Raw genomic sequence first — 14,803 nt, forward strand, 5'->3', positions numbered from 1 at the left:
CGCAGCGCCCTGCGCCACCGCGCGGCGGTCATCGGCGAGAGCTGTGACGACTTCCGCCGCGGACTGGGTTACCTGGCCGCAGGAATGCCGTCGCCCGGAGTCGTTCAGGGCCGGCCCGGAGGGAAGGTAGGGTTCCTGTTCTCGGGCCAGGGCTCGCAGCGGCTGGGGATGGGACGCGAGCTGTACGAGGCGTTCCCCGTCTTCGCCGAGGCGTACGACGCGGTGTGCGCGCGGCTGGACGCGCCCGTCGACGTGGACGCCGAGACGCTGCACGAGACGGGGTGCACGCAGCCTGCGCTGTTCGCTGTCGAGGTGGCGCTGTTCCGGCTCCTCGCATCGTGGGGCGTTCGGCCGGACTACGTGGCCGGGCACTCCGTAGGCGAAATCGCGGCCGCCCATGTGGCGGGTGTGCTGTCGCTTGAGGACGCGGCGAAGCTGGTGTCGGCGCGAGCTGCGCTGATGCAGGCCCTGCCCGCCGGTGGTGCGATGGTGGCCGTTCAGGCCACCGAGGACGAGGTGCTGCCGCACCTCACCGACGGCGTCGGCATCGCTGCCATCAACGGCCCGCAGTCGATCGTGGTCTCCGGTGCCGAGGACGCGGTGACCGCCATCGCCGAGATCTTCGCGCGGCAGGGACGTAAGACGTCCCGTCTGAAGGTCAGCCACGCCTTCCACTCGCCGCTGATGGACCCGATGCTGGAGGAGTTCGCCGAGGTCGTCCGCGGCCTGACCTTCCACGCGCCGCAGATCCCGGTGGTCTCCAACCTCACGGGCCGGCTCGCCGAGCCGTACACCCCCGAGTACTGGGTCTGCCACGTCCGTGAAGCGGTCCGCTTCGCCGACGGCCTGCACACGCTGCACGACCTGGGCGTGACCACCTTCGTCGAGATCGGCCCCGGCGGCGTCCTGAGCGGCATGGTCCAGGGCTGCGTGGACGAAGCCGTGACCGTGCCCGTCCTCCGGGCCGACCGCCCCGAGCGGCAGGCCCTCGTCACGGCCCTCGCCCACCTGCACACCCACGGCGTCCCCGTGGACTGGAGCGCGTTCTTCCCCGGCGCGCGGAAGACCGGCCTGCCGACGTACGCCTTCCAGCACGAGCGGTACTGGCTCGACGCGCCGGAGACCACCGCCGCCACCACCGCCACGGCCGCTGATCCGGTGGACGCCGAGTTCTGGGAGACCGTCGAGCGCGAGGACCTGCAGGCCCTCGCCGGAACCCTCGACATCCGCGCCGAGGACACGTTCAGCGACGTGCTGCCGCGGCTGTCGTCGTGGCGGCGGCAGCGCAAGGAGCAGTCCACCGTGGACGGCTGGCGCTACGGCATCACCTGGAAAGGGATCCCCGATCCCGCCCCGCAGGCCCCTGCCCGGAACGGTGTATGGCTGGTTCCGGTCAGCGCTGCGCACCTCGGCGACGACTGGGTCACCGCCTGCCTGCGCGGGCTGACCGGCCGGGGCCTGGCCGCGCTGCCCGTCCCCGTCGAGCCGGCCGGCGGCCGGGAGGATCTGGCCGCGCAACTCGCCGGAGCCGCAGGCGACGAGGCCGTCGCGGGCGTCCTGTCGCTGCTCGCCGTCGACGCCTCGCCCGCCCCGGCGGCCGCGGCCCTGACGACCGGCGTCGCGCTGTCCGTCCTGCTCGTCCAGGCCCTGGGTGACGCGGGCATCGGTGCCCCGCTGTGGTGCGCGACCCGGAACGCGGTGGCCGTGAGCCCCGGTGACGAGGTGGCGGACCCCTTCCAGTCCCAGGTCTGGGGTCTGGGCCGGGTCGCGGCGCTGGAGCACGCGCAGCGCTGGGGCGGTCTGGTTGACCTGCCGGAGACGGTGGACGACCGGGTTGCCGGTCGCCTGGCCGCGGTGCTCGGTCAGTCGGACGAGGACCAGGTTGCGGTCCGCGACCGCGGTGTGTTCGGCCGCCGGCTGACCCGTACACCTGCAGGCCGGAAGGACCGTGCCTGGTCGCCGCGGGGCACGGTGCTGATCACGGGTGGTACGGGTGCTTTGGGCGGGCATGTGGCTCGCTGGCTGGCCGGTGCGGGTGCGGAGCATCTGGTGCTGACCAGCCGCCGGGGCCTTGACGCTCCCGGTGCGGCCGGTCTCGTGGGGGAGCTGGAGGCGGCCGGGGTTCGTGTGACCGTTGCGGCTTGTGATGTGGCCGACCGTGAGGCGCTCGCCGCGCTGCTGGCCGAGCACCCCGTGAACGCCGTCGTCCACACGGCCGGCACCGCCGAGCCGGGCATGCTCGCCGACACGAACCTCGGCGACTTCGCGGCCACGGTCGCCGCCAAGGCCCTCGGGGCGGTCCACCTCCACGACCTGCTCGCGGACCGTGAACTGGACGCCTTCGTCCTCTTCTCCTCCATCTCCGGCGTGTGGGGAGGCGGCGGGCAGGCCGCGTACTCGGCCGCGAACGCCTTCCTCGACGGCCTCGCCCAGCACCGGCGCGCCCGTGGCCTCGCCGCGACCGCGATCGCCTGGGGCCCGTGGGGCGAGGGCGGCATGGTCGCCGACACCGGGGACGAGGAGCGGCTGCGGCAGCGCGGCCTGACGGTGCTGCGGCCCGACCGGGCGATCTCCGCCCTGCACGGTGCGCTCAGCGGCGGCGACGCCGCGGTCACCGTGGCCGACGTGGACTGGGAGCGGTTCGTCGTCCCGTTCACCGTCAGCAGGCCGAGCGCGCTGCTGAGCGAACTCCCCGAGGTCCGGGAGGCCCTCGCCGAGGACCCGGCCGAGCCGTCCGCGGAGCCGTCCGCGCTGCGGGAGAAGCTGGCCGCGCTGTCCGAAGGCGAGCAGCAGCGGCTGCTCGTGGACACCGTGTGCGCCCACGCGGCCGCCGTCCTCGGGCACAGCGGAGCGGCGGCGGTGGAACCGGACCTGGCCTTCCGCGACCTCGGCTTCGACTCGCTCACGGCCGTGGAACTGCGCAACCTCCTCACCGCCGACACCGGCCTGACCCTGCCGGCCACACTGGTCTTCGACCACCCGACGCCCGAGGCGATCGCCCGGTACCTGCGCGGCGAACTCACCGACGGGACGGGCCCGGCCGAGATCTCGGTCTTCGGCGAGCTGGACCGCCTGGAGTCGGTGATCTCGACCGCCGCCTCCGCCTCCGCCGAGGAGGCGGTCCGGGCAGGAGTGCGCAGGCGACTGCAGGAACTGCTGTCCCTGGTCAGCTCCACCGGTGACCAAGGAGCCGAATCCGCCGACGCACAGCGGCAACTCGAGGACGCGACGATCGACGACATCTTCGATCTGATCGATCAAGATCTAGAAAATTCCTAGTTCTTGGCCCCCTACCTTTAACAGCAGCCGAGGACGGATTGGGCGGATGAGCAGCAACGAAGACAGGCTTCTCGAATACCTCAAGCGGGTCACCGGAGATCTCCGCCAGGCCAAGGAGCGCCTGCGCGAGGTCGAGGAAAAGCACCAGGAACCCATCGCGATCGTGGGCATGGCCTGCCGGTACCCCGGCGGCGTGCGGTCGCCGGAGGACCTGTGGCAGCTGGTGGTCTCCGGCGGCGACGCCGTAGGGGACTTCCCGGCGGACCGCGGCTGGGACGTGGACGGCATTTACGACCCGGATCCGGACGCGCCGGGCAAGACCTACGCGCGGCACGGCGGATTCCTTTACGAGGCGGGGGACTTCGATCCCGAATTCTTCGGGATCAGCCCGCGCGAGGCCGTCTCGATGGACCCGCAGCAGCGCCTGCTGCTGGAGACCACCTGGGAGACGTTCGAGCGCGCCGGCATCGACGCGGACACGCTGCGGGGCAGCCGGACCGGCGTCTTCGTCGGCTCCGGCTACCAGGACTACCTCAACCTCCTGCTCGGCGTGGCCGGCGACGCGGGCGGCCACCTCGGGACCGGCAACTCCGCCAGCGTGATGTCCGGTCGCATCGCGTACACCTTCGGCCTGGAAGGCCCGGCCGTCACGGTCGACACGGCGTGCTCGTCGTCGCTCGTGGCGCTGCACTGGGCGATCCAGTCGCTGCGCACCGGCGAGTGCTCGATGGCGCTGGCCGGCGGCGTGATGGTGATGACGTCGCCCACCGCGTTCGTGGAGTTCAGCCGCCAGCGCGGACTGGCGCCGGACGGGCGGTGCAAGCCGTTCGCCGCCGGGGCGGACGGCACCGGCTGGGCCGAGGGCGTCGGCATGCTCCTGGTGGAGCGGCTGTCCGACGCCCGCCGCAACGGACACCAGGTGCTGGCGGTGGTGCGCGGCACTGCGGTGAACCAGGACGGCGCCTCCAACGGCCTGACCGCCCCGAACGGGCCCGCGCAGCAGCGGGTCATCCGCCAGGCCCTGGCCTCGGCCGGCCTGTCCGCCGCCCAGGTGGACGCGGTGGAGGCGCACGGCACGGGCACGACGCTGGGTGACCCGATCGAGGCGCAGGCGCTGCTGGCCACATACGGCCAGGAGCGGCCGGAGGGACAGCCGTTGTGGCTGGGGTCGCTGAAGTCGAACATCGGTCACGCTCAGGCGGCTGCCGGTGTCGGCGGGATCATCAAGATGGTCATGGCGATGCGGCACGGTGTGCTGCCGCGGACGCTGCACGTCGACGAGCCGACGCCGCATGTGGACTGGTCGGCGGGTGACGTACGGCTGCTGACCGAGGCGGTGGAGTGGCCGGAGACCGACCGTCCGCGCCGTGCCGCGGTCTCGTCGTTCGGTGTCAGCGGCACCAACGCCCACACCATCATCGAACAGGCCCCGGCGACCGACGAGGAGCCCGCAGGGGCTCCCGCCGGCGGTCCCCTGGCGTGGGTGCTCTCCGCCAAGACCGACACGGCGCTGCGGGCCCAGGCGGCCCGGCTCCTGCCGTTCGTCCAGGGCGGGGCCCGGCCCGAGGACGTGGGCCTGTCCCTGGCCACGACCCGCGCCGCCATGCGCCACCGGGCCGCGGTCGTGGGGGAGGGGAGCGAGGAACTCCTGGGCGGTCTGCAGGACTTGGCCGCCGGAATCCCCTCGTCCCGTGTGCTGCTCGGACGTCCGACCGGCGGGAAGACCGCGTTCCTGTTCTCGGGCCAGGGTTCGCAGCGGCTGGGGATGGGGCGTGAGCTGTACGAGGCGTTCCCCGTCTTCGCCGAGGCGTACGACGAGGTGTGCGCGAGGCTGGACGCGCCCGTCGACGTCGATGCAGAAACGCTTCATCAGACCGGGTGCACGCAGCCTGCGCTGTTCGCTGTCGAGGTGGCGCTGTTCCGTCTCCTCGCCTCGTGGGGCGTGCGGCCGGACTACGTGGCCGGTCACTCCGTAGGCGAGATTGCTGCTGCCCACGTGGCGGGCGTGCTCTCACTCGATGACGCCACGAAGCTGGTATCCGCCCGTGCCGCGCTGATGCAGGCCCTGCCTGCCGGTGGTGCGATGGTGGCCGTTCAGGCGACCGAGGACGAAGTGCTGCCGCACCTCACTGACGGCGCCGGCATCGCGGCGATCAACGGGCCGCAGTCCGTGGTGATTTCCGGCGCCGAGGACGCGGTCACCGCTGTTGCCGACGTGTTCCGGGAGCAGGGTCGCAAGACCTCCCGGCTGAAGGTCAGTCACGCTTTCCACTCGCCGCTGATGGACCCGATGCTGGAGGAGTTCGCCGAGGTCGTCCGCGGCCTGACCTTCCACGCACCGCAGATCCCGGTCGTCTCCAACCTCACCGGCAACCTGGCCGAGCCGTACACCCCCGAGTACTGGGTCCGCCACGTCCGCGAGGCGGTCCGCTTCGCCGACGGCATCGGCATCCTCCGCGAGCTGGGCGTCAAGACCTTCGTGGAGATCGGCCCCGGCGGCGTCCTGAGCGGCATGGCACAGGGCTGCTTGAACGAGGCCGCCGAGGCCGCCGAGGCCGCCGAGGCTGTCGATGCCGTCACCGTGCCCGCCCTGCGGGCCGACCGCCCCGAGCGGGAAGCCCTCGTCACGGCCCTCGCGCAGCTGCACGTCCACGGTGTATCCCCGGACTGGCAGGCCCTCTTCCCCGGAGCCCGGACCGTCGGCCTGCCCACGTACGGCTTCCAGCACGAGCGGTACTGGGTGGAGGCCCCGGAGTCCGGGCCCGCCACCGCCGCGACGGCGGCGGATCCGGCGGACGCGGAGTTCTGGGAGACCGTGGAGCGCGAGGACCTGCAGGCCCTCGCTGAGACCCTGGACATCGCCGCCGAGGACACGTTCAGCGACGTCCTGCCGAGGCTGTCGTCGTGGCGGCGGCAGCGCAAGGAGCAGTCCGCCGTCGACGCCCGGCGCTACCACGAGTCGTGGAAGCGCCTCGCCGACCCCGCTCCTTCCGGCCCCGGCGGCACCTGGCTGCTGGCCGTGCCGGAGGAGGAGAACGAGCAGGCCGCCGCGGTCCGCGCCGCGCTCACCGCCCGCGGCGCCACGCTGCGGACCGTGGTCGTCGGCCCCGCCGCCGACCGCGCCGCACTGGCCGCGGACCTGGCCGGGACCGGGCCGGTCGACGGCGTGCTGTCCCTGCTTCTCAACGGCGACCCCGTCCTGCCCACCCTGCTCCTCGTCCAGGCCCTGGGCGACGCGGGCGTCGGCGCCCCGCTGTGGTGCCTCACCTCGGGCGCGGTGGCCGCCGGCGGCTCCGACGCCGTACGGGACGCCCGGCACGCCGCGGTCTGGGGCATGGGCCGCACGGCCGCCCTGGAGCTGCCCCGGCGCTGGGGCGGCCTGATCGACCTGCCGGAGACCCTCGACGACCGGACCGCCGCGCGCGTCGCCGACGTGCTGGCCCAGGCCCTGACGGGGCGGTGGGAGGAGGACCAGCTGGCCGTCCGTGCCTCCGGCGTGTTCGCCCGGCGCCTCGCCCACGCGCCGGCCCGCCCGGCCGCCCGCCGCTGGCAGCCCCGCGGCACCGTCCTGGTCACCGGCGGCACGGGCGCCCTGGGCGGCCACGTCGCCCGCCTGCTGGCGCGCGGCGGTGCCGAGCACCTCGTCCTCGCCGGCCGCCGGGGCGCGGACGCCCCCGGCGCCGCCGCCCTGCGCGACGAGCTGGAGGCCCTCGGCGCCCGCGTCACGCTCGCCGCGTGCGACGTGGCCGACCGCGACGCCGTGGCGGCCCTGCTCGGCGAGCACACGGTCACCGCCGTCTTCCACGCCGCCGGAGTGGCCGACGCCGGCATGCTGGAGGCCACCACCCCGGCCGCCTTCGCCGCCTCGCTCGCCGCCAAGGCCGCGGGCGCCGCCCACCTCGACGAACTGCTGGGTGATCAGGAGCTGGACGCCTTCGTCCTCTTCTCCTCCATCTCCGGTGTCTGGGGCAGCGGCGGCCAGGCCGCCTACGCCGCCGGCAACGCCTTCCTCGACGGGCTCGCCCGGCAGCGCCGCGCCCGCGGCCGCACCGCGACCGCCGTCTCCTGGGGCCCCTGGGCCGGCGGCGGCATGGTCGAGGACGGGGACGACGAGGAGCGGCTGCTGCGCCGCGGCCTGCGCGCCATGAGCCCCGCGTCGGCGATCGCCGCCCTGCAGCACGCCCTCGACCGCGACGAGACCACGGTGACCGTCGCCGACGTGGACTGGCCGCGTTTCGTCGTGCCGTTCACCCTCGGCCGCCCCAGCCCGCTGCTCGGCGACCTCCCCGAGGTGCGGGCCACGCTCGCCGGGGACGCCCCCGAGGAGACCCGCGGCTCCGGCGCGCTCGCCGCGAGCCTGGCCGGGCTGTCGCACGACGACCGCGTACGCACCCTCGTGGACCTCGTGCGCACGCACGCCGCCGCCGTCCTCGGCCACCGCGGAGCGGGCGCCGTCGAGGCCGGCCGGCCCTTCCGGGACCTGGGCTTCGACTCCCTGACCGCGGTGGAGCTCCGCAACCGGCTCAACGAGGCGACCGGCCTCGCCCTGCCCACGACCCTGGTCTTCGACCACCCGACCGCCACCGACCTCGCCGCCCACCTGCTCGGCGAACTCACCGGCGAACTCACCGGCGAAGTCTCCGGCGGGCAGGACGCGCAGGCCGCGGCCGGGGCGGCCGCCGCTGCCCTGGACGAGCCGATCGCCATCATCGGGATGGCCTGCCGCTACCCCGGCGGCGTGCGCTCGCCCGAGGACCTGTGGGACCTGGTCGCCGACGGCCGCGACGCGATCTCCCGCTTCCCCGGCAACCGCGGCTGGGACGTCGAGGCGCTCTACCACCCCGACCCCGACCACCAGGGCACCACGTACACCGTGCACGGCGGGTTCCTGCACGACGCGGACGAGTTCGACCCCGCCGTCTTCGGGATCAGCCCGCGCGAGGCCGTCGCGATGGACCCGCAGCAGCGCCTGCTGCTGGAGACCGCCTGGGAGGCCTTCGAGCGCGCGGGGATCGCCCCGCACAGCGTGCGCTCCACCGCCACCGGCGTCTTCGTCGGCTCCGGCTACCAGGACTACACCGCCCGCCCGCTGAAGGTGCCCGACGGCGTCGAGGGCTACATCCCCAGCGGCAACGCGGCCAGCGTGATCTCCGGGCGCCTGTCGTACACCTTCGGCCTGCAGGGCCCGTCGGTCACCGTCGACACCGCGTGCTCGTCCTCGCTGACCGCCCTGCACCTGGCCGTGCAGGCGCTGCGCAACGGCGAGTGCTCCATGGCCCTGGCCGGCGGCGTGATGGTGATGGCCGGCCCGTCCGCGTTCACCATGTCGAGCCGGCAGCGCGCGCTGTCCGCCGACGGCCGCTGCAAGGCGTTCTCCGCGTCCGCCGACGGCACCGGCTTCGCCGAGGGCGCGGGCCTGATCCTGGTCGAGCGCCTGTCCGACGCGCGCCGCAACGGGCACGAGGTCCTGGCCGTCGTACGGGGCAGCGCGGTCAACCAGGACGGCGCCTCCAACGGCCTGACCGCGCCCAGCGGCAAGGCCCAGCAACAGGTCATCCGGCAGGCCCTGGCCAACGCCCGGCTCGCCCCGGACGAGGTGGACGCCGTGGAGGCCCACGGCACCGGCACGAGGCTCGGCGACCCGATCGAGGCGCAGGCCCTGCTCGCCACCTACGGCAAGGAGCGCCCCGCGGACCGGCCGCTGTGGCTGGGCTCGCTGAAGTCCAACATCGGCCACGCGCAGGCCGCCGCGGGCGTCGGCGGCGTCATCAAGATGGTGATGGCCCTGCGTCACGGCGTCCTGCCGCGGACGCTGCACGCCGACGAGCCGACCCCGGACGTGGACTGGTCCGGCGGGCACGTCCGCCTGCTCACCGAGCAGACCGCCTGGCCCGACCGTGAGGGGCCGCGGCGTGCGGCCGTCTCCTCGTTCGGGATGAGCGGCACCAACGTGCACACCATCATCGAGCAGGCCCCCGAGGCCCAACCCGCCGAGGACGAGGAGGCCGCGGGCCGCGACGCCGGCACCGCCCTGACCGGAAGCGCCATCCCGTGGGCGCTGTCCGCGAAGTCCGCGCGGGCCCTGCGCGAGCAGGCGCGCCGCCTGCTGAACCACCTCGACCGCACCGAAGGGCTCTCCCTGCCCGGTGCCGGGCGCGCCCTCGTCACCACGCGGACGCAGCTGGAACAGCGGGCCGTGGTCATCGGCCGCGACCGGCACGAGCTGAAGGCCGGGCTCGCCGCGCTCGCCGCCGGCGAACCCGCGGACAGCGTGGTCCAGGGCGCCGTCACGGCCTCCGGCAAGGTCGCCTTCGTCTTCCCCGGCCACGGCTCGCAGTGGACGGAGATGGCCCGGGAGCTGCTGGAGACCTCCCCGGTCTTCGCCGAGCAGGCCCGCGCCTGCGCCGAGGCGTTCGCGCCCTACCTGGACTGGCCGCTGCTCGGCGTCCTGCGCGCCGAGCCCGGCGCCCCCGGCGTCGACGAGGTGGAGGTCGCCCAGCCCGCGCTGTTCACGGTCATGGTGTCGCTGGCCGCGCTGTGGCGCTCCCACGGGGTGACGCCCGCCGCCGTGACCGGCCACTCGCAGGGCGAGGTCGCCGCCGCGTACGTCGCGGGGGCCCTCACCCTGGACGACGCCGCCCGGATCGTGGCGCTGCGCAGCCGGACACTGACCAAGCTGACCGGCAAGGGCGCGATGCTGGCGGTCGCGGCCCCGGCCGCACGCATCCGCGGCAGCCTGGAGAAGTACGGGGACCGCCTGTCGGTCGCCGCCGTCAACGGGCCCGCCACCCTGACCGTCTCCGGCGACCCGGATGCCGTCGAGGAGCTGCTGGCGGAGCTCAAGGCCGAGGGCCTGCGCGTGCGCAAGGTCCGCGGCGCCACCGGCGCCGGGCACTCCGCCCAGGTCGAGGGCCTGCGCGCGGAACTGCTGGACCTGCTGGCCCCCGTCGCGCCGCGCGCCGCGGAGATCCCCTTCTACTCCACGGTGACCGGCACCGCCCTGGACACCACGGCCCTCGACGCCGGGTACTGGTACCGCAACGCCCGCCGGACGGTGGAGTTCGAGCAGACCGTGCAGGCGATGCTGGAGGACGGGCACGGGATCTTCGTCGAGTGCAGCCCGCACCCGCTGCTCGTCGGCGCCGTGCAGGAGATCGCGGAGGCGGCCGGCGCCGACGCCGTGACCGGGGGATCGCTGCGCCGGGACCAGGGCGGCATGGACCGCTTCCTGCGCTCGGTGTCGGAACTGCACGTCAGCGGCGTGCACGTGGACTGGTCGGTGCCCTTCGCCGGGCTCCCCGCACGGCGCGTGGACCTGCCGACGTACGCGTTCCAGCGGCAGCGGTACTGGCTGGAGGGCGCCGACCCGGCGACCGCCGCCGCCGACCCCGCCGAGGCCCGGTTCTGGGAGCTGGTGGAGGACGCCGACCTGCCCGGGCTCGCCGGTGAGCTCGGCGCGGACGACGCCGCCCTCGTCGGCCCGGCGCTGCCGGTGCTGTCCGCGTGGCGGCAGCGCCGGCGCGCGAAGTCCACGGTGGACGGCTGGCGCTACCGGATCGCCTTCCGGCAGCTCGCCGACGACCCGGCGGCCCCCGAACTGGACGGCCTGTGGCTCGCCGTGCTCCCCGCCGGGCTGGCGGACGAGGAGTGGGCGCCCTGCGTCGTCGGCGTGCTCGGCGCCCACGGCGCCAAGGTGCGCGTCGTCGAGCTCCCCGCCGGCTGGGACCGCGCGGACGCCGCGAACCGGCTCGCCGAGGAGCTCGGCACCGAACAGCCCGCCGGCGTCCTGTCGATGCTCGGCCTCGCCCCCGGCCACCACCCGGACCACCCGACGCTCTCCGCGAACCTCGCCGCCACCGTGACGCTGCTGCAGGCGCTGGGCGACCTGGACGTCCAGGCACCGCTGTGGTGCGCGACCCGCGGCGCCGTGTCCACCGGCGCCGGCGACCCGCTGCGCGACGCCTCCCAGGCACAGCTGTGGGGCCTCGGCATCGTCGCCGGGCTGGAGCTGCCCCGCCGCTGGGGCGGCCTCGTCGACCTGCCGGAGGAGCTGGACGAGCACGCGCTGCGCCGCCTCGTCGGCGTGCTGGCCCAGAGCGAGGAGGACCAGCTCGCCGTCCGCGCCGACGGCGTGTTCGGCCGGCGCATGGTCCGGGCGCGGCCCGCCGGCGCGGAGCCCGCCACGCCGTGGCGGCCCCGCGGCACCGTCCTGGTCACCGGCGGCACCGGCGGCGTGGGCCGCCACCTGGCCCGCTGGCTGGCGGGCGCGGGCGCCCGGCACCTCGTCCTCACCAGCCGCAGCGGGCTCGACGCCCCCGGCGCGCGGGAACTGCGCGAGGAGCTGACCGCCCTGGGCGCGGAGGTCACCCTCGTCGCCTGCGACATCGCCGACCGCGACGCGGTCGCCCGGCTGCTCGGCGGCATCGAGTCCCGGCATCCGCTCACCGCGGTGCTGCACGCCGCGGGCACGGCACGGTCGTCCGTGCTGGCCCGCGCCGGTCTCGACGAGTTCGCCGAAGCGGCGGCGTCCAAGGTCACCGGCGCCCTGCACCTCGACGAGCTGCTGGGCGACCGCGAGCTGGACGCCTTCGTCCTCTTCGCCTCCGGCGCCGGCGTCTGGGGCAGCGGCGGGCAGGCCTCCTACGCCGCCGCCAACGCCTTCCTCGACGCCCTGGCCCTGCGGCGGCGGGCCCGCGGCCTGACCGCGACCTCGGTCGCCTGGGGCGGCTGGGCCGGCGGCGGCATGGTCGACGACGCCGTCCAGGAGCGCGGCGAGAAGCGGGGCCTGGGCTTCATGGCCCCCGAGCTCGCCATCTCCGCGCTGCACCAGGCCGTCGAGCACGACGAGGCGGCCCTGACCGTCGCGCCGATCGACTGGGAGAAGTTCCTGCCCGCCTTCACCGTGGGGCGGCCCAGCCCGCTGCTGGCCGACCTGCCGGACGTACAAAGGCTCCTGGAGGCCGGGCAGGCCGCCGACGAGGAGAGCGCTGCCGAAGCGGGCCTGGCCGCCGAACTCGCCGGGCTCGCCCCGGCCGAGCAGGAGGAACGGCTGCTGGAGCACATCCGCTCCCAGAGCGCCGTCGTCCTCGGCCACGCCTCGGCGGAGGACGTCGCACCCACCGCGCAGTTCCTGGAGCTCGGCTTCGACTCGCTCACCGCGATCGACCTGCGCCGGCGCCTGTCGGCCGCCACCGGCCTGAAGCTGCCCGCCGGGCTGGCCTTCGACCATCCCACGCCCGCCAAGCTCGCCAGGCACCTGCGGACGCTGCTCTCGTACCCGGGCAGCGGCCCCGCCCAGGAGCGGCCCGCCGACATGCTCGTGCAGCTCTACCGGCACGCGAGCGAGAACGGCATGGCGGGCGAGGCCATGGGGATGCTGACGCAGGCGGCCCGCTTCCGGCCCTCCTTCGAGCGCCCCGAGGAGCTGGCCGGACGGCCCGAGACCGTACGGTTCTCCCAGGGGGACCAGCCGTACGCGCTGATGTGCTTCGCGCCGTACGTCGCCCCGTCCAGGGTGGTCCAGTACGCGCGGTTCGCCGCCCCCTTCCGTGACCGGGCGGACGTGTGGGGGCTGGCCCACCCGGGCTACGAAGAGGGCGAGCTCGTCCCCGCCGACGCGGATGCCGTGCTCCGCCTGCACGCCCGCACCGTGCTGGAGTGCGCCGGCGACAAGCCCGTCGTCCTGCTCGGCTATTCCTCCGGCGGCTGGATCGCCCACGGCGTGGCCGCGCACCTGGAGGCCCAGGGCGTCCGCCCGGCGGCCGTGGTGATGGTGGACAGCTTCAGCCTTGAGGTCCCCTTCGACCCGGACGTGCTCAACGCCATGGCCCAAGCGCAGTCGCAGCGCCTGGACTTCACGAGCTCCGGCGCCGAACAGCTCACCGCGATGGGCCGCTACATCGGCTTGTTCGACGCGTGGGACGCACCCGCGGTCACCGCACCGACCCTGCTCGTACGGGCGAGCGAGCCCATGCTGCCGGGCGCCGCGGACGGCGACGGGCGCGCGGCACCGCCCGAGCACGTGGACACGGTCGTCGAGGTGCCCGGAAACCACTACTCGATGATGGAGCACCACGCCGGCACCACCGCCGAAGCCGTGCGCTCCTGGCTGGCCGGTCTCGACACGGACCCGCCCCGTCACCGGTGACCGAGGGCCCGCCCCGGCGGATCACCGACACCAACAGCAGCCCAGCACTCAGCAGATGTGGGAGACAGACATGACGAAGGCGCTCTACGAGATCGGCGAGATACCGCCGCTCGGTGTGGTCCCGCCGCGGATGTACGCGTCGGTGATCCGCCAGAACCGCTTCGGCGAGCCGAAGCAGGCGTTCCGCACCGAGGTCGTCGACACCCCCGTCGCCGGCCGGGGCCAGGTGCTGGTCTACGTGATGGCCGCCGGCATCAACTACAACAACGTGTGGTCCTCGCTGGGCAGGCCGGTCGACGTCATCGGGATGCGGCAGCGCCAGGGCGAGACCGAGGACTTCCACATCGGCGGCTCCGAGGCCTCCGGCGTGGTGTGGGCCGTCGGCGAAGGTGTCCGCAACGTCAAGGTCGGCGACCACGTCCTGGTCACCAGCGGCCAGTGGGACGAGACCGCCGCGGACATCCGGATGGGCGCCGACCCCCTGGTCTCGGAGAGCACCAAGGCCTGGGGCTACGAGACCAACTACGGCTCCTTCGCGCAGTTCTGCCGCGTCGAGGAGTACCAGTGCCACCCCAAGCCGGCCGACCTGTCGTGGGAGAAGTCGGCCGCCTTCCTGCTCACCGGGCCCACCGCCTACCGGCAGCTCTTCGGCTGGCAGGGCAACACCGTCCGCCCCGGCGACCCCGTCCTGATCTGGGGCGGTGCGGGCGGCCTCGGCTCGATGGCCATCCAGCTCGTCCGGCTGGCCGGCGGCATCCCGATCGCCGTCGTCTCCGACGAGGACCGCGCCGCGTACTGCCGCGCGCTCGGCGCCGAGGGCACCGTCAACCGCCGCGACTTCGACCACTGGGGCCGGCTGCCCGACACCGGCGACGCCGAGGCCTCGGCCCGTTTCCTGCGCGGCGCCCGCGGCGTCGGCAAGAAGATCTGGGAGATCCTCGGCGAGCGCAAGTCCCCGCGGATCGTCCTGGAGCACAGCGGCCAGGACACCCTGCCGACCTCGATGTACCTGTGCGACAACGCCGGCATGGTGGTCATCTGCGGCGGCACCTCCGGCTACAACGGCGACGTCGACCTGCGCCACCTGTGGATGCGCTCCAAGCGCCTGCAGGGCTCGCACTACGCGAACGCCCGCGAGTGCCGCGAGGTCATCAACCTCGTCGGCGCCGGCATGCTCGACCCCTGCCTGTCCGCCTGCGAGGGCTTCGAGGACATCGGCCGCATGCACCAGATGATGCACGACAACGTGCACCCCTCCGGGAACATGGCCGTCCTCGTCAACGCCCCCCGGCGCGGCGAGACCACCCTCGCACTCCCCGCCGCCTGAGCGCGCCCGCCGACCCGGCGCACCACCCTCCCCCTCCACCAGCAAGCGCA

Annotated in this window: 3 protein-coding genes; all 3 read left to right on the forward strand. The window is 74.5% G+C overall.

All coding sequences use genetic code 11. The features are described from left to right. Positions 1-3,279, forward strand: a 3,279-nt coding sequence (locus tag ACSNOH_RS17075; RefSeq protein WP_436722203.1) for an SDR family NAD(P)-dependent oxidoreductase, incomplete at its 5' end; no start/stop codon positions are given. Positions 3,280-3,325: 46 nt separating this feature from the next. After that, positions 3,326-13,426, forward strand: a complete 10,101-nt coding sequence (locus tag ACSNOH_RS17080; protein ID WP_436722204.1) for a type I polyketide synthase — start codon at positions 3,326-3,328, stop codon at positions 13,424-13,426. 70 nt (positions 13,427-13,496) lie between these two features. After that, positions 13,497-14,753 (forward strand): crotonyl-CoA carboxylase/reductase, encoded by a 1,257-nt coding sequence (gene ccrA, locus ACSNOH_RS17085; protein WP_436722205.1) that lies wholly within the window; start codon positions 13,497-13,499, stop codon positions 14,751-14,753. Positions 14,754-14,803: the final 50 nt, after the last annotated feature.

This window comes from Streptomyces sp. URMC 127 (assembly GCF_051386535.1).
Classification (GTDB): Bacteria; Actinomycetota; Actinomycetes; order Streptomycetales; family Streptomycetaceae; genus Streptomyces.